This window comes from Bacillus clarus, assembly GCF_000746925.1.
In the GTDB taxonomy this organism is placed as follows: Bacteria; Bacillota; Bacilli; order Bacillales; family Bacillaceae_G; genus Bacillus_A; species Bacillus_A clarus.
This window is the reverse complement of sequence record NZ_JMQC01000008.1, coordinates 952,383-969,570: the sequence shown is the minus strand read 5'-3', so window position 1 is coordinate 969,570 and position 17,188 is coordinate 952,383. Positions and strand designations below refer to the sequence as shown.

Annotated in this window: 14 protein-coding genes and 1 riboswitch; of the genes, 8 read left to right on the top strand and 6 right to left on the bottom strand. The window is 34.8% G+C overall.

The features are described 5' to 3' along the window. Window positions 1-93 precede the first annotated feature (93 nt). Window positions 94-1,770 carry a glycoside hydrolase family 13 protein gene (locus tag DJ93_RS05620; protein WP_042979595.1) on the top strand — a complete coding sequence of 559 codons (1,677 nt, stop codon included), beginning with the start codon at window positions 94-96 and terminating at the stop codon, window positions 1,768-1,770. A gap of 38 nt (window positions 1,771-1,808) precedes the next feature. Here DJ93_RS05620 and DJ93_RS05615 read toward each other — a convergent pair whose 3' ends face one another. Next, on the bottom strand, window positions 1,809-3,569 hold the full coding sequence (locus DJ93_RS05615) for an alpha-glycosidase (RefSeq protein WP_042979594.1): 1,761 nt from the start codon (window positions 3,567-3,569) through the stop codon (window positions 1,809-1,811). Between the two features lie 349 nt (window positions 3,570-3,918). Between DJ93_RS05615 and DJ93_RS05610 the strand changes: the two genes are divergently transcribed. The 4 genes from DJ93_RS05610 to malR all read left to right on the top strand — a co-directional run bounded on the left by DJ93_RS05610 (window position 3,919) and on the right by malR (window position 8,698). After that, window positions 3,919-5,178, top strand: a complete 1,260-nt coding sequence (locus DJ93_RS05610; protein ID WP_042979593.1) for a sugar ABC transporter substrate-binding protein — start codon at window positions 3,919-3,921, stop codon at window positions 5,176-5,178. 77 nt (window positions 5,179-5,255) lie between these two features. Further along, window positions 5,256-6,557 (top strand): maltosaccharide ABC transporter permease MalC, encoded by a 1,302-nt coding sequence (gene malC / locus DJ93_RS05605; RefSeq protein ID WP_042979591.1) that lies wholly within the window; start codon window positions 5,256-5,258, stop codon window positions 6,555-6,557. Beyond that, window positions 6,558-7,400: a maltosaccharide ABC transporter permease MalD gene (malD, locus tag DJ93_RS05600; protein WP_042979590.1), complete on the top strand. Its 843-nt coding sequence runs from the start codon at window positions 6,558-6,560 to the stop codon at window positions 7,398-7,400. 269 nt (window positions 7,401-7,669) lie between these two features. Further along, a complete protein-coding gene (gene malR / locus DJ93_RS05595; protein ID WP_042979589.1) occupies window positions 7,670-8,698 on the top strand; it encodes a maltose operon transcriptional repressor MalR in 1,029 nt (342 codons plus the stop codon). Between the two features lie 4 nt (window positions 8,699-8,702). Here malR and DJ93_RS05590 read toward each other — a convergent pair whose 3' ends face one another. Both DJ93_RS05590 and DJ93_RS05585 read right to left on the bottom strand, forming a co-directional pair. Then, window positions 8,703-9,866, bottom strand: coding sequence for an aminotransferase A (locus DJ93_RS05590; protein ID WP_042979588.1), 1,164 nt, complete (start codon window positions 9,864-9,866; stop codon window positions 8,703-8,705). A gap of 99 nt (window positions 9,867-9,965) precedes the next feature. Continuing rightward, window positions 9,966-10,166, bottom strand: a complete 201-nt coding sequence (locus tag DJ93_RS05585) for a hypothetical protein (protein WP_042979587.1) — start codon at window positions 10,164-10,166, stop codon at window positions 9,966-9,968. Window positions 10,167-10,475: 309 nt separating this feature from the next. Here DJ93_RS05585 and DJ93_RS05580 point away from each other — a divergent pair, with 309 nt between their 5' ends. Continuing rightward, complete coding sequence (locus DJ93_RS05580; RefSeq protein ID WP_042979586.1) at window positions 10,476-11,750, top strand: sensor histidine kinase; 1,275 nt, start codon at window positions 10,476-10,478, stop codon at window positions 11,748-11,750. A gap of 67 nt (window positions 11,751-11,817) precedes the next feature. Here the strand turns inward: DJ93_RS05580 and DJ93_RS05575 are convergent, their stop codons facing one another. Further along, the gene (locus DJ93_RS05575) at window positions 11,818-12,561 is read right to left on the bottom strand and encodes a DUF3967 domain-containing protein (protein ID WP_042979585.1); all 744 of its coding nucleotides are present in this window, start codon (window positions 12,559-12,561) and stop codon (window positions 11,818-11,820) included. A 237-nt stretch (window positions 12,562-12,798) separates the two neighbouring features. Between DJ93_RS05575 and nucA the strand changes: the two genes are divergently transcribed. Then, on the top strand, window positions 12,799-13,233 hold the full coding sequence (nucA, locus tag DJ93_RS05570; protein ID WP_042979584.1) for a DNA-entry nuclease: 435 nt from the start codon (window positions 12,799-12,801) through the stop codon (window positions 13,231-13,233). A 41-nt stretch (window positions 13,234-13,274) separates the two neighbouring features. Continuing rightward, a complete protein-coding gene (gene comJ / locus DJ93_RS05565) occupies window positions 13,275-13,664 on the top strand; it encodes a competence protein ComJ (RefSeq protein ID WP_042979583.1) in 390 nt (129 codons plus the stop codon). Between the two features lie 39 nt (window positions 13,665-13,703). On the opposite strand, the gene metE is transcribed toward comJ, so the two are convergent. Next, the gene (gene metE, locus DJ93_RS05560; RefSeq protein ID WP_042979582.1) at window positions 13,704-15,992 is read right to left on the bottom strand and encodes a 5-methyltetrahydropteroyltriglutamate--homocysteine S-methyltransferase; all 2,289 of its coding nucleotides are present in this window, start codon (window positions 15,990-15,992) and stop codon (window positions 13,704-13,706) included. Between the two features lie 130 nt (window positions 15,993-16,122). Further along, window positions 16,123-16,310: riboswitch (cobalamin riboswitch) on the bottom strand. 241 nt (window positions 16,311-16,551) lie between these two features. Further along, on the bottom strand, window positions 16,552-17,109 hold the full coding sequence (locus DJ93_RS05555; RefSeq protein WP_042979581.1) for a PadR family transcriptional regulator: 558 nt from the start codon (window positions 17,107-17,109) through the stop codon (window positions 16,552-16,554). Between the last annotated feature and the right edge of the window lie 79 nt (window positions 17,110-17,188).

Below are 17,188 nucleotides of genomic sequence, written 5' to 3'. Positions count from 1 at the left end.
TTTTAAATTAGGATAGAATCTGGTATCATTCATTAATGAAAACGTTTGCGCCTTGGAGAATTTTACATTTGAAAAATGAAATGGGGTAGCATGATGGAAAAGCAATGGTGGAAAGAAAGTGTTGTATATCAAATTTATCCTCGTAGTTTTATGGATAGTAATGGTGATGGAATAGGTGATCTTCGCGGAATCATTTCAAAGCTAGATTATTTGAAAGAATTAGGTATTGACGTTATTTGGTTATCACCAGTCTATGAATCTCCGAATGATGATAATGGTTATGATATAAGTGATTATTGTAAAATTATGAATGAGTTTGGAACGATGGATGATTGGGATGAATTATTACGTGCGATGCATGAGCGTAATATGAAACTCATGATGGATTTAGTCGTTAATCATACTTCCGATGAACATAATTGGTTCGTTGAATCACGTAAATCAAAAAATAATACATATCGAGACTACTATATGTGGCGTCCTGGAAAAGAAGGAAAAGAACCGAATAACTGGGGGGCAGCTTTTAGTGGATCAGCATGGCAGTATGACGAAATGACAGATGAATATTATTTACATTTATTTTCTAAAAAACAACCAGATTTAAACTGGGATAATGAAAGAGTACGAAAAGAAGTTTATGATATGATGAAGTTTTGGCTAGAAAAAGGAATTGATGGTTTCCGTATGGATGTAATCAACTTTATTTCTAAGGAAGAAGGATTACCAGCTGTTGAAACAGAGGAAGAAGGATATGTATCCGGACATCAGCATTTTATGAACGGGCCAAATATCCATACATATTTACATGAAATGAATCAAGAAGTATTGTCGTACTATGATATTATGACCGTAGGTGAAATGCCGGGTGTAACAACAGAAGAGGCGAAACTGTATACAGCAGAAGATCGTCAAGAATTACAAATGGTATTTCAATTTGAACATATGGATTTAGATTCTGGAGAAGGCGGAAAGTGGGATATAAAACCATGTTCACTCCTTACTTTGAAGCGAAATTTAACAAAATGGCAAAAAGCATTAGAACATACAGGATGGAACAGCTTGTATTGGAATAACCATGATCAACCACGTGTTGTTTCTCGTTTCGGAAACGATGAGGCTTATCGCATTGAATCAGCAAAAATGTTAGCGACAGTACTTCATATGATGAAGGGGACTCCTTATATTTATCAAGGAGAAGAAATTGGCATGACAAATGTTCATTTTGATTCAATTGATGAGTATCGAGATATCGAAACGCTGAATATGTATAAGGAAAAAGTGATAGAGCGCGGTGAAGAAGAAGCGAAAGTGATGCAGTCCATTTATATTAAAGGACGAGATAATGCTAGAACACCAATGCAATGGGATGATAAAGAACATGCTGGATTTACAGCAGGTGAGCCGTGGATTGCGGTAAATTCTAATTACAAAGAAATTAATGTGAAACACGCACTTCAAAATAAAGAATCCATTTTTTATTACTATAAAGAATTAATTGAATTACGTAAAAAACATGAAGTAATTGTGTATGGAACATATGATTTAATTTTAGAAGATCACCCTTCAATCTTTGCTTATGTAAGAACATATAAAGAGGAAAAACTTCTTGTCATTGCAAATTTCACGGAAGCTGAATGTGTATTTGAATTGCCAGAGCAAATTGTGTATAGCAGCTCACAATTATTAATACACAATTATGAAGTGAAAAATGAAATAATAGAAAATATGACGTTACGTCCATATGAAGCGATGGTATACAAATTGAAATAATGAAAAACCCTTGTGTCATGTGGCACAAGGGTTTTTCATTACCATTTTAAAATGGAGAATCCATACGGAGAAATTGCAACTTGTAAGGAATTTGCTTCAGCTGAAAATTCTTCGTTTGTATATATATTAATAATTTTTTTGCCCGTGATATGAAATGGAATGGAGGCTGTAATTTCTTTGTTTGTTGGATTTAAAACAAAAAAGATAGTCTCATCCTTGTACGTTTTGGTGTAAGAAATATAGTTTTGCTCATCATTTGCTTCAATAAATTGAAATGTTCCATGTCCACCGAAGGCTTTATATTGTTTGCGTAAAGAAATTAATGTTTGTACATGTGTAAATAATAGGGTGTCTTGCTCCTTTTCATCCCATACCATGCATTTTCGGCAGCCAGGATCCATCCCTCCGTCTAAGCCAATTTCATCACCGTAATAAATACAAGGAGAACCGATGAAAGAAAGGTGAAATACATAGAGTAACTTTAGTTTATCTTTATTACCATTACATATCGTTAAAATTCTAGGTGTGTCGTGGCTATCTAATAAATGAAATGCAGCCTCATTTACGTTCATAGAATAAGAATAGAGTGAATTTGTAATTTGTTTCATAAATTCGCCTGCTCCAATTGTCTCATTGGCGAAGTAAGAGAGTAGAGCGTTTGTAACCGGGTAGCTCATGACTGCATCAAATTGGTCTCCTTGTAGCCATGGAAGTGCATCGTGCCATATTTCGCCTAAAATATATACTTCAGGATTGATTGCTTTTATTTCACTGCGGAACTCTCTCCAAAAACTATGATCGACTTCGTTTGCTACATCAAGGCGCCAACCGTCTATATGGAATTCTCGCACCCAATAACGCCCTACCTCAAGTAAATATTCTTTTACATCTGGATTTGCTGTATTTAATTTTGGCATGTATGGTGTAAAAGCGAAAGTATCATAATTAGGAAGTGGCTCAGTTACGATTGGAAATTCATGAATATGAAACCAATCTTTATATCGGGATTTTTCACCTTTTTCGAGAACATCTTGAAATTTATCGAAAAAGTATCCACTATGATTAAACACTGCATCGAGCATTACTTTTATACCGTGTTTATGACAAGTGGAAACAAGCTCTTTAAAGGTTTCTTTCGTCCCGAATTGCGGATCGATATCCATGTAGTCAATGGTGTCATATTTATGATTGGAATGAGCTGTGAAAATAGGAGTGAAATAAATACCAGAAATGCCAAGCTTCACAAGGTAATCAAGATTTTGAATAATACCAGCAAAATCACCACCGAAAAAATTAGTTGCAGTTGGCTCTGTACTTGCCCATGGAAGGGTATTGGCTGGGTTACGTGTAGAATCTCCGTTAGCAAACCGTTCTGGGAAGATTTGATACCATACTGTATCTTTTATCCATGAAGGAGCGGAAAAAACATCTTTTTTATGAATAAATGGAAAGCAGAAAAAGTTACCGACATCGTCATTTGGGAGTGTAGAAAAAAATCCACGCTCTGTGTAAATGAGTGTTACTACATCATTTGTTAACTTAAATCCATAACGTAAGCGTTTAAATTTCGGTTGAATTGAAACAGACCAATAATCAAACAAATCAGTGGAACCGCTTTTTTTCATCGCTATATTTGTAGTAACCCATTTTCCATTTTTCCACTCATAAGGATCACCATGAATGAAAGAGATGGTGTGTACGTCGTCTTTTTTTGTACGTATTCGAATATGGATTGTTTTTTCATCGTAAGCGTATGCATAATTGTCTTTTGGCCTGTGGTATATTGCTTCTTTTAACATATAGAAAATCCCCCTTTGATATCTCTATAAATTCGAGATAGTGTACGGTTTGAAACGTAATGAAAAAGATTTGTATTGCAAACGATTGCTTGTGGAGTATCTTTAATATTGCTTATAAGAGTAGTATTCATTTCGTGTAAAGTCAATGTATATAAAGTGAAATAACATAAATTTTTTAAAGATAAAGAAAGATAATATTTGCAAAAGGAATAAAAGAATGTATAATGATAGATAAATAGCGCAAACGTTTTCATAGATTGGTATGAGGGTTTGCGCTTCTATTAAATTATTGAATGCAAACGTTTTCAAATGAAGAGGTACATAGACAATTTAGGGAGGTTTTTGAGGGATGAAGAAAGCATTGTCATTATTAACAGTTTCAGCTTTGACAATCGGTATGTTATCTGCATGTGGACCGAAAGATTCAGGGAAAAAAGAAGCGAGTAAAGAGAAGAAAGACTATGATCTTCTTGTTTGGGAAGATCTAAAAAAAGGTACTGCATTAGAACCAGCTGTAAAGAGTTTTGAAAAGAAGTATAACGTGAAAGTCAAAGTGGCTGAAATTCAAATGACAGATCAAACGAAAAAGCTACGACTTGATGGTCCGGCAGGTACAGGGCCTGACGTTGTGACATTACCGCATGATCATATTGGAAATGTTGTTACTGAAGGTTTAATTGATGAAGTGAAAGTTGATGATGCTGTAAAGAGCAAATTTACGGACTTATCTATAGAAGCTCAAACATATAAGGGGAAATTATATGGTTTACCAAAAGCCATTGAAACACCTGTATTTATTTATAATAAAAAGCTTATGCCAAAGGCACCTGAAACAATGGATGAGTTATATAATTTTTCGAAAGATTTCACGAAAAATGGTAAGTACGGATTTTTAGCATTAGGAGATAATTTGTATTTTGCGAATGCATTTATGGCTGGTATGGGCGGATATGTATTTGGTGAGAAGGATGGAAAACCGAATACAGATGATATCGGATTAAATAGTAGCGGAGCAGTACAAGGGATGGAATATATTCAAAAATGGTATAAGGAGAATTTATTTCCAAAAGGTATTATTGGTGAATCTGGTGGAGCGGCAGCTGACGGATTGTTCAATGAAGGAAAAGCTGCATCGATTATGAATGGTCCTTGGGCATTTCAAGCTATGGAGAAAAATGGAATTGATTATGGGGTAGCACCGATGCCAAAATTACCAAATGGTCAACCAATGAAAACTTTTGTCGGTGTAAAAGGATGGCATGTAACAAGTTTTTCAAAAAATAAAGATTTAGCAACGAAATTTGTTGATTGGGTAACAAATGAGGAAAATGCAAAAATTCGCTTTGAGAAAACAAAAGAAATTCCCCCTGTTAAATCAGTAATGGAAGATCCAATTATTAAAGATAATGAAGCTGCAAAAGCAGTGGCAACTCAATCTGAGAATGCAATTCCAATGCCGAATATTCCAGAAATGAAAGAAGTATGGGAGCCTGCAAGATTTGCATTAGAATTACTTGCAGCTGGAAAACAGGAACCAAAACCGGCACTTGATGAAGCTGTAAAACAAATTAAAGGAAATATTGAAGCAAATCATAGTAAGAAAAAATAAGATGGGATTCGTATCTCTTAGAAAGGAGAGATACGAATTCTCCTCCTTCCAAGGGGAAGAAAAAAGGGGGAAGAAATATGCAAACATCCATTGAACCAACGCAAAAATTGAACGGTTCAAAACACCGCAAAACAGCTGTGATGTTGTCAATCATTCCAGGGATTGGTCAACTATATAATAAGCAATACGTAAAAGCTCTTATCTTTCTTGTATTAACGGGCTCATTTGTTGTAGCATTTGCTGATTTATTAAATATGGGATTGTGGGGAATTGTAACGCTCGGTACAGAAGTTCCTCGTGATCATTCTGTATTCCTATTAGTAGAAGGGATTTTGGCGCTCATCGTTATCGCATTTGGTTTAGGTATATATGCATTTAACTTATATGATGCATACCAAAATGGGAAGAAACGTGATATAGGAACACCATTAAATTCAGTAAAAGAGCAATATCGTAATTTATTAGATCAAGGTTTTCCATATTTAATGGTTTCACCAGGTTTTCTATTACTTATCTTTGTTGTTGTATTTCCAATTATTTTTGTATTCTTAATTGGATTTACAAACTATGATTTATATCACTCTCCGCCAGCGAAACTAGTGGACTGGGTTGGCTTTAAAAACTTTATTGATATTTTCACATTACCGATGTGGAGAGATACATTTTTAAGTGTGTTCTCTTGGACTGTAATTTGGACATTCGTTGCAACAACATTACAAGTTGCACTTGGTATCTTTTTAGCAATCATAGTGAACCAGCCAGGTATTAAAGGGAAAGCGATTATTCGTACAATTTTTATTTTACCATGGGCTGTTCCTGCATTCGTATCCATTCTTGTTTTTGCAGGTATGTTTAATGAAACATTTGGAGCGATTAACAATCAAGTGCTAGCTTTATTTGGAATCGAAAAGATTGCTTGGATGACAGATCCGTTTTGGGCGAAAACCGCTTTAATATTCATTCAAACATGGCTTGGTTTCCCATTTATTTTTGCAATGACAACAGGGATATTGCAATCGATTCCAGGGGAATTGTATGAAGCGGCTACAGTGGACGGTGCAACAGCTTGGCAACAATTTCGCAAAATTACATTGCCGCTCGTTTTATACGCAACAGCGCCGATTTTAATTACACAATATACGTTTAATTTTAATAACTTTAGTATTATTTATCTGTTTAATGGCGGAGGTCCTGCTGTAGCAGGACAAGATGCAGGTGGAACTGATATTTTAATTTCATGGATCTATAAGTTAACGATGACATCAGCACAGTACGGAAAAGCAGCAGCTCTTACAATGATTTTATCGTTAATCGTTATTACAGTGGCGTTATGGCAATTTAAGAGAACAAAATCATTCCAAGAAGAGGATATGATGTAAATGAATACAAAACGACAAAAGATGTTACGTCTTTCATTAAGTTATTTAGTTATCTTGATAATGTGTGTCATCATTTTCTATCCATTGTTATGGATTATTGGCTCATCATTTAATCCAGGAGATAGTTTATCTGGATCAAGTATTATTCCGAAAAATGCAACGTTAGATCATTATCGAGAGTTACTAGACGTAGAGAAAAGTAATTACTTACTTTGGTATAAAAATACTTTAAAAGTTAGTACATTGACAATGATTTTTTCAGTGTTAGCAATTAGTTTTACTGCTTATGCATTTTCAAGATATCGTTTTGTAGGAAGAAAGAATGGTTTATTAACATTTTTAATTCTTCAAATGATCCCGAACTTTGCAGCGTTAATTGCACTGTATGTATTAGCTCAGTTAACAGGATTAATTGATACGCATCTTGCATTAATTTTAATTTATGTGGGCGGAGCTATTCCGATGAATACATGGCTTATGAAAGGGTATTTTGACACAATTCCGAAAGAGTTGGATGAATCAGCTCGTATGGATGGGGCTGGACACTTCCGTATCTTCTGGCAAATTATTATGCCACTTGCAAAGCCAATTGTAGCGGTTGTAGCCTTATTTACTTTCATTGGGCCATTTACAGACTTTATTTTAGCGAGTATCATTTTACGAACACCGGAAAATTATACTTTAGCTGTTGGTTTATACGAAATGGTAGCGAAAAAATTTGGTAACGAATTTACGACATTTGCGGCAGGATCTGTATTAATTGCGATACCGATTTCTATTTTATTCTTATCGCTACAGAAATATTTTATTTCTGGTTTAACAGCTGGAGGTACGAAAGGATGAAAATGGGACATTATGTCCCATTTCTCTTTTTTTTAGAGGGGTTAAAAAGTTATTTGACAATGCAAGAGAAAAGATGTGAAAAAAATAGTATATTATAGTATAGGAAAATAAATCTCTATCCCTTACAATACATGAAGAGGGAGCATATTAGTTTACTGTAAGATAGTTTTTGTTGAATAGTTGAAACTATTCGTTTTCTTCTATTACTTGCAAAATTGCAGGATAAAAATACATATGATATGGCAGAAAAATGAGAGGAGGAGATTTTTATGACAGTTACAATTAAAGATGTGGCGAAAAAGGCGAATGTTGCACCATCGACCGTTTCTCGTGTAATTGCTGATAATCCAAGTATAAGTGAAAAAACGAAGCGTCGCGTTCGTAAAGTGATGAGTGAATTAGGATATCATCCGAATTTAAATGCGAGAAATCTAGCGAATCAAACGACAAAAACGATTGGACTGGTTATGCCGAGTTCTGCAAGTAAAGCATTTCAAAATCCATTTTTCCCGGAAGTCATTCGAGGGATTAGTTCGTTCTCTCATGTTGAAGGATACGCGCTTTATATGTCAACGGGTGAAACGGAAGAGGAGATTTTTAATGGTGTTGTAAAAATGGTACAAGGTCGTCAAATCGGAGGAATTATTCTTCTTTATTCAAGAGAAAATGATCGCATTATTCAATATTTAAATGATCAAAATTTCCCGTTTGTTTTAATTGGAAAGCCATATGATAGAAAAGATGAAGTTACATATGTGGATAATGACAATTATACAGCGGCAAGAGAGGTTGCAGAATATTTCATTTCACTAGGTCATAAGCAAATTGCATTTATTGGCGGTGGTTCTGATTTGCTTGTAACAAAAGATCGATTAGCTGGAATGAGCGATGCCTTAAAACTAGCAGATATTGTGTTGCCGAATGAATATATTCTTCATTTTGATTTTTCAAGAGAGAGCGGTCAACAAGCTGTCGAGGAATTAATGGGACTTGAGAAACCACCAACGGCAATTATGGCAACGGATGATTTAATCGGACTTGGTGTATTAAGTGCATTGTCTAAAAAGGGATTCGTTGTGCCGGATGATGTTTCTATTGTAAGTTTTAACAATGCCTTACTATCTGAAATTGCGAGTCCACCACTTTCAACAGTCGATGTTAATATTTATCAATTAGGATATGAAGCCGCAAAAGCTTTAGTTGATAAGGTAGAGCATTCTGAAACGACTTCAAAATGCATTATTATTCCGCACAAATTATTGAAGCGTCAAACTTGTGATCGTTATGAAAAAAGCTAAGAGTTTAACTCTTAGCTTTTTTCTTTATAAAGGCTTCTAAACGGTCGCAGCCCTCTTTTAAAGTCTCGATGCTATAAGCATAGGAAAGACGAATATAACCTTCACCGTATTCAGAAAATGCTGTTCCAGGAACGAGGGCGAGTCCGCCTTCTTTTACAAGATCGAGTGCAAAATCAAATGATGAAGATGTTAAATTTCCGACATATGGGAACAAGTAAAAGGCACCATTCGGTTTCTCGACTGTTAATCCCATTTGAATGAGTCTGTTATATACATAATCACGACGTTTTTTATATTGGTGGCGCATCATCTTCGGAGCATCTTTAGCAGCTGTTAACGCTTCAATTGCGGCATATTGGGCGATTGAATTAGCGCATGTCACATTATATTGATGAACTTTTAAAATATGTTTTGCTAAATAATTCGGAGCAAATAAAAATCCAATACGCCATCCTGTCATAGAATGTGATTTGGCTAAGCCATTAATGACAATCGTTTTTTCACGCATTTCTGGGAATTGAGCGATAGATGTATGTTGCCCTTCATATACTAGTTCACTATATATTTCATCAGAAAGAACGAAAATATTTTTATCTTTTAAGACAGATACAATATCTTTTAATTCTTCTTTGGATAGCGTAATCCCAGTTGGATTAGATGGATACGGTAGTACGACGCATCTTGTTCGATCTGTAATTGCATTTTGCAGAGCTTCCGCTGTTAAGCGAAAACCAGTTTCACGAACATCTATAAAAATAGGTGTTGCACCGCACAGTCTAATAACAGGCTCATAACCTGGGTAAATAGGAGCAGGTAAAATAACTTCTGTTCCTGGCTCTAGAATGGTACGAAAGGCAACGTCAATAGCTTCACTAGCCCCGATGGTTACGATGGTTTCGTTTTCAGGTGAATAGTGTAAATCGTAGTTATCTTTTACAAAGTTACAAGCTGCTTCTCGTAATTCTAATACACCAGCGTTATGTGTATAGCTTGTATAGTTTTCTGTGATGGCCCGTTTTGCTGCTTCTTTTACTAGAGAAGGTGTAGGGAAATCAGGTTGTCCAATTGTTAAAGAAATGAGATTCTCGTAATCTTGAATCATGTTAGAGAATTGGCGAATTCCAGAAATTTGGATGTCCTTCGCTTTAGGATTAATGAATTGTTCCATTGTATCGCCCTTTCTTCCGTTAAAAAATTAAGTTCATTTTATCATATTTTTCATTATTGCGCTTTGTAGCGCATAAAAAAAGCCGCTTAAAGCGACTTTTTAATAACCGTATTCCCAATCTATTTCATCTTCATTCCAAAGTACGGAAGAGACTTTACCGAGATGTACAACTGATTCATTCACAGCGCACGTACAATTTTCTTCCCCAGCTTTATGTTGAAGCTCTTCGTATACCGACTTATCAACATTTTCTAGAACAACGAAATTTTCCTCTTTTAAAACAAGTGTAGTTCCTGCCATTTTTATCTTCCTCCTACTAAAATAATGATCACTTATTGGTAAACATAGATAGTATGGATTATATGCTGTACATTGCTATAGTTGTCCGTCTAGTGGACTATTTTTTCTCTTATCTGTAACCCGTATTCATTGTATACTGCACAGAAGGAATTTGGTACAGGGTTTACAATCATTTCGGAAAGTTGTAACATTTCTTAACGATTGTTAACAAATGATTAACAAATATGTTAAGAAAAATCTAAATTTTAAAACAAAAGGAACAATAAAATGATATAATCATATCAAAATACATATAGGGGATGAAAGGGTATGGAGCTAATCCGTGATTTAATGATCCAAATTGCAATCATTATTTTACCACTATTTTTATATGAAGCGATTCGCCTAAATCGCTATCAAGATATGCTTCCAAAGCCCAATCGCTACTTTATTATGTTTGTATCTAGTGTTACGCTCGTTCTCTCCATAACATATTCTATTTGTTTTGGCACTGTTTGTGGTTATAATTTCCACCAAATCCCGATTATTAGTGGTTTTTTGTACGGTGGAATTGTAGGTATTATACCAGCTATTATTTTTATCGTGTATGGATGGTTTTTAAAAGGGATGAGTTGGTTTCTAATTATAGAAACTATATTTCTTGCGATCATTCCATTGTTTTTATCAAAAAAGTGGACGTTTTTTCCAAGAGATAAGAAACTCATTTTATCTTTTATGATTTCGTCTTTTTATGTGCTTGTCTCTCTCGTATTTGGAATGTTCGATGTTTTACTAGGAACAGGTTTTACACCACCTATATCGCATTTGTATAGCGGATACATATTTGCTTCACTAATTATGGTCATGACAATGGTATTTCAAGTGTACTTAACAGAATACTTAAATGAAAACGCATTATTACGTACAGAAATGCAGAAATCAGAAAAGCTAAACATTATAAGTGAGTTAGCAGCAAGTGTTGCACATGAAGTTCGAAATCCACTTACAGTTGTTCGTGGTTTTATTCAGCTATTAGAGAGTACAGAAGATATGAAGAATAAAGATTATATGCGTCTCGTATTAGCTGAACTGGATCGTGCTGAACAAATTATTTCAGATTACTTAAACTTAGCAAGGCCACAAATTGAGAAAAAAGAACATATATGTTTATCGGCCCAACTGATTGAAATGACGACGCTTATGTCTTCATTTGCGGCAATGCAAGGTGTGTATTTACAAGTTGAAATTTCGGAAAATCTGTATACGATTGGTGATAAGACTAAGTTGAAGCAGGCGATTATGAATATTGTTAAAAATGGAATTGAAGCAATTCAAGGAAACAAAGGATATTTGAAAGTGACTGCCATTCAAAAAGACGATATGATCATAATACGAGTGAAAGACAGTGGTGTTGGGATGACGAAAGAACAGTTAGCAAGGCTTGGGCAACCGTATTATTCTTTAAAAGAAAAAGGAACGGGTTTAGGGTTAATGGTAACCTTTAGTATTTTGCAAGCTCATAATGGTACGCTGGAATATAAGAGTGAGAGTGGAAAAGGAACGGAAGCAATTATTGCATTACCAGCTGTGAAAAATAAGGAATAAAAGTTACCAATAGAAGGTAACTTTTTTATTTTATATACATAATACCTGTGAGAAGACGTATAAAGTTTTATTCATTTGTTTTTTCTTGTTTCGTTCGAACAAATAAATTTTTGAACGATTGAAAAAAATTTTGTTCTTTTGAGGCGGCAATTAATCTCTTTGTTTCTTGAATTTCGCGTATGACTTGCATAAGTTGTGTATCTCGGTCACTGTCTTTATGATACATTTGGCTAACAAGTTTGTTCATTTTCTCCTCTTGTTTTGATTCGCGTTTATACATATGATTCATTAATAAGTCCATTTTTTCTTTTTGCAGTGCATCTGTTTGAGCTGCGTGGTCAACTAGCTCTTGGAGCATCTTTTCTTGTGTACCTTCTTTTACATAAACTTGTTGCATCAGTTCATCTAATTTTTCATCTTTTAATCGATTTTGCGTAATGAGAGTAGAATTTTGATGAATAATTGCTTCATTTAATTGAGCGAGCATTTCGAGTTTTAACATGAATTCTTCAAAGTTTCGACTATCTTCTTTTGTTTGTACTTCTTGCTCCTTTTTTATTACCGGTACGGGCGGAGTATCTTTTTCTTTTAGAATGATAGGAATTGTTTCTGTAATGTCTTCTTGTAATGTGGCAGCTCGTTCATGTATAGATTTTAATAATTTCAAATCATCCATTTTATAAATACGAGCATCAGCGGCTTTTGAAATGATATAGCCATGTTCTTCTAAAAGTTGACTATATTTTCGAACTATATGTTTTGGGATGCCTGTTTTATTCGTGACATCTTTCGTTTTATAGATTGCTTCCATGATATTTCCTCCCCAAAAAGTATCGTATATATCAATTCCATTTTTTATAGCGACTTCCTTTGAAAAAGAATGTCGGAAGGTCATAAGTTTTCTACAGGATTAGTGAAAAGGTGAGGAAAAATGAATGTTTTTGGCATAAAAGGGGAGGGAGGGTTAAAATAATGTCTGAAAACATATGTAGAAGAAGTTTGTTATAATAATTGAGGAAAAGTAATTGGTAGAAATATGGAGGTATGTATGAAGCAATTAAAAGGTATCATTATTTCAATTATAGCGATTCTTTCTCTATTGGTAGCAGTTTATGAGGTATTTGTACAAGGGGAGCAAAGTAATAAAAAAACAAATACGTATGATCAAGTGCTTGAATTTCCGAAAGAACGTTATCCTGAAACAGGAAAACATATTGCGGATGCGGTAAAAGAAGGGCATTCAGAAATTTGTACGATTGATCGAGGTGGTGCAGCAGATAGAAGAAAATTGTCGCTAGCGCCATATCCATCAAAAAAAGGATATGATCGTGATGAATGGCCAATGGCAATGTGTAAAGAAGGCGGAAAAGGGGCTCATATCGAATATATAAGTCCAGCGGATAACCGAGGAGCAGGCTCTTGGGTGGGTAATAAGCTAGATAAATATCCAGATGGCACACGTGTGAAATTTGAAGTGAAATAGTAGTAGGCTAAAAATTTAAATAATAGAGGGGAAGGGTAGTTATGGAATTAACAATTTCGTATTCACAATTAATGTTGATGAACTATGATGGACAGCAGCCTTACGTAGAGTGGAATGATGACGATTTTGAAAGAGGATATGTGAAGGCAGATGGTGTAATTATTTTTGAAGCCATTTCTGATTATACTTGTGAAGTGAAAGTAACTGTTGGGAAACATATTGAGAAAGAAGAAATAGTGAGAACGATATCAGTTCCTTTTATAGTAAAGGATGAAGGGGTCTTTATAACAAGTATTCTTTCAAATAAATTACATATTTCAGTTCCGAAAGGGGAGTATGTACTAGTTATGCAAGCGACTCCTCTTGAAGAACCAACGGACGATGAACTGTACAAAATACAGTATGAATTCTTTTTTGAAAGTAAAGAGTAAAAAAACAAGGTATCCTGCAAAAGAGGATACCTTGTTTTTTTATGCATTTGTTTTTAGAAGGGAACGAGCATCTTTCGCTGCTTGAACCATATGTTCTAAAGCCGGTATAACTTCTTCTGTTTTTCTCGTTTTTAAACCACAGTCCGGATTAATCCAGAAGTATTTTGGATCACATACTTGTAAGGATTGTTCCACGATCGTGAACATTTCATCTTTACTTGGAACACGAGGGCTATGAATGTCATAGACTCCTAGGCCAATTCCTTTTTCGTATGTTGTATGTTTTAGTGTATCAATAAATTCTCCATGACTTCTTGATGTTTCAATAGAAATAACATCTGCGTCCAATGCGCGAATTGCATCTACAATATCTTCAAAATTACTGTAACACATATGTGTATGAATTTGTGTTTCATTTGCTACAGAAGAAGTTGCTAAAAGGAACGATTGAACTGCCCAAGTAATGTATGCATCCCAATCTTTTTCTTTTAATGGCATTCCTTCACGAAGTGCTGGCTCATCGACTTGGATTACTCTAATCCCAGAAGATTCAAGCAGTTCAATTTCATGACGAAGTGCTAAAGCGATTTGATACGAAACTTCTTTTCTTGAAATATCGTTTCGAACAAATGACCAATTTAAAATAGTTACAGGCCCTGTAAGCATACCTTTTACAACTTTGTCTGTCAGGCTTTGTGCATATACAGTTTCCTTAATAGTCATTCCATTTATAAAGGCAACATCTCCATAAATGACAGGTGGTTTTACACAACGAGAGCCATATGATTGCACCCACCCATTTTTAGTGAATGAGAAACCAGCAAGTCTTTCGCCGAAGTATTCTACCATGTCCGTTCTTTCAAATTCGCCATGTACAAGGACATCAAGACCAATATCTTCTTGGTAGCGAATCCATTTTTCAGTTTCTTTTTCGATAAATTGATCGTACTGTTCGTTTGAAATATCACCGTTACGCCATTGTTTACGCGTTTGACGAACTTCAGTAGTTTGCGGGAAGCTACCAATAGTCGTTGTTGGTAACAGTGGTAACTGTAAAGCTACTTGTTGTAATTCATAGCGTTTTTCAAACGGAAGAGGACGTGAGAAGTCATCTTCTTTAAGTGCTGTACGTGCGGATTTTACATCTTCACGGTTACGTGCAGTGGATGAACGGATAGCAGTATGTGCATTTTGATATGTTGTAAGCTCTGTGCTAATGCTTTCTACGCCGTTAGTAAGGGCTGATTGAATAAGAACCAGTTCTTCTAACTTTTGATTTGCAAATGCAAGTGCATCAAATAATTCTGTAGATAAGTGTGTTTCTTCTTTTTTATCAATTGGTGTATGCAATAAGCTACAAGAAGGCTGAACAATTAAACCTTTTGGTGTAATTTGATTTTGTAATGTTTTAAATAAAGACAGTACGTCATCTAGGTCCGCTCTCCAAATGTTACGGCCATCTATACAACCAACAGCTAAAATTTTATCAGATGGGAATCCATGTTCTGAAATAGCTTTTACATTTCCTTCTTTACCGTGAACAAAGTCCAATCCAATGCCGGAAACAGGGAATGTAATGATTTCCTCATAATTTTCTTCAATACTATCAAAGTATGTTTGTAGAATAAGATTTGCATTTGGAACTTCTTTATGAATTGTTTCGTAAAGTTCTTTTGCAAGTTTAATTTCTTCTTTTGTTAAAGATGCAAAGATTGGCTCATCGATTTGGATGATTTTTGCACCTGCTTCATGTAATTCAGTTAACAATTGTACATATGGTACAACTAACTGTTTTAAAATAGTAGCAAATTGATCCTGTTTATACCCTTTTGTTAATTTTAAGAATGTATAAGGTCCTAAAATAACAGGCTTTCCATCAATGCCTAAATCTTGTTTTGCTTCTTCGTATAAACGAAGAGGTCGATTATCTTTTAAAGAGATATTTAATCCTTCTTCATATTCAGGGACGATATAATGATAGTTCGTATTAAACCATTTCGTCATTTCAGAAGCAACGTGATCTTTCGAACCGCGTGCCATTGCAAAATACACATCAAGATAAGATGTAAATTCTGAAAAACGTGATGGGATAAATCCTAGCATGTAGGCAGTATCCAGTACATGGTCATAATATGTAAAGTCGCCGATTGGAATTAATTCAATTCCTTTTTCTTGCTGTACTTTCACATGCTGAAGACGAATTTCTTTCATTGTCGTTACAAATTGTTGCTCATCAATCTTATTGGACCAAAACGCTTCCAACGTTTTTTTCCACTCTCGTTGTAATCCGATACGTGGATAGCCTAAGTTACTCGTTTGAATTGCCATTTTAAATTCCTCCCTAATTGAAAGTAAGCATTTCCGTTTACTAGGAAATACCTATAACAAAAAGTATAAAGGCATAGAAAAATAAGCCTTCCTTTTCGTTTCTAACACCTCATCATCATCCGTGAGTCTACCAGTGTTGTTAAAATAGGCAGGTCTCCTGACTTATGCATCATATAATTTCTTTTACCTTCCCGTTTTCACAGTGGTATAGAAAAGAAATCTCCACATTTACAGTGGCGGGACCGTGCTGGAATTTCACCAAACTTCCCTTTTAAACACGAAATAAAAATTCCGTGTACCTATTTTCCTTTTGAAAGGAATTTAACAAGCGAATATGATATTGAAACAAATTTTAACATAATTTTTAGAATTTTGTCTACTGTTTTGAAATAAGAAAATTCCGAAGTTTTCATTTCTTGTTTTTCTTATTTTTCTGAATTCAATAAGTGTAAAAAGGCTTAAATGTAAGAGGATAAACTGAAGAGATTTGGATATGGTGAACGATAAAAGAATGGTGGTATAGATTATCTATAAGAGGGAGTCCCTCTTATAGATAATCTTAATCAATATCGATTCCGATTTCAGAAAGACGGTCTGCAACTGCATCTTTATGGAGTGCATTTAGCCAACGTAATTCAACGGTAATATGTTCAATGACACTTTGTAAAATATATAGCTGAGCACGTGGAACCTTCGTTTTGCTATGATCGTATATCGTTTGCATTGTATGTAAATATTGTACAGTGTCATTTCTCTTTTTTTCTAAAATAGGAACTATTGTTTGTTCGTCTCCAAAATGAGCAAAGGAGAGGGCTGAATAGATTGGTTTATAGATTTGATTTTTTGCCTCAAATTGTTTTAACAGGAGGGCTTGAAAGAGAATTTTTCCTTCCTCTGTTATATGAAAGATTGTTTTATCTGGCCTATTTGTATCCCGTACAATATTTGTAACGCTAATCGCACCTTGTTTTTCTAATTGTTCAAAGGCGTAGTAAAGGGATCCTTTTGCATATTTAATATAACAATCCATTTGTCTTTCTTTCATTATGTGCTGCACTTCATATGGATGTTTATCCCCTTCGAGTAGCAAGCCGAGAATGACTAATTTCATGCTCATGCTGTCTCAACTCCTGTAATATAAACTTTATACATATTATAAACGGTATATCTCTCTCAATAAAGAGATATACCGTTCC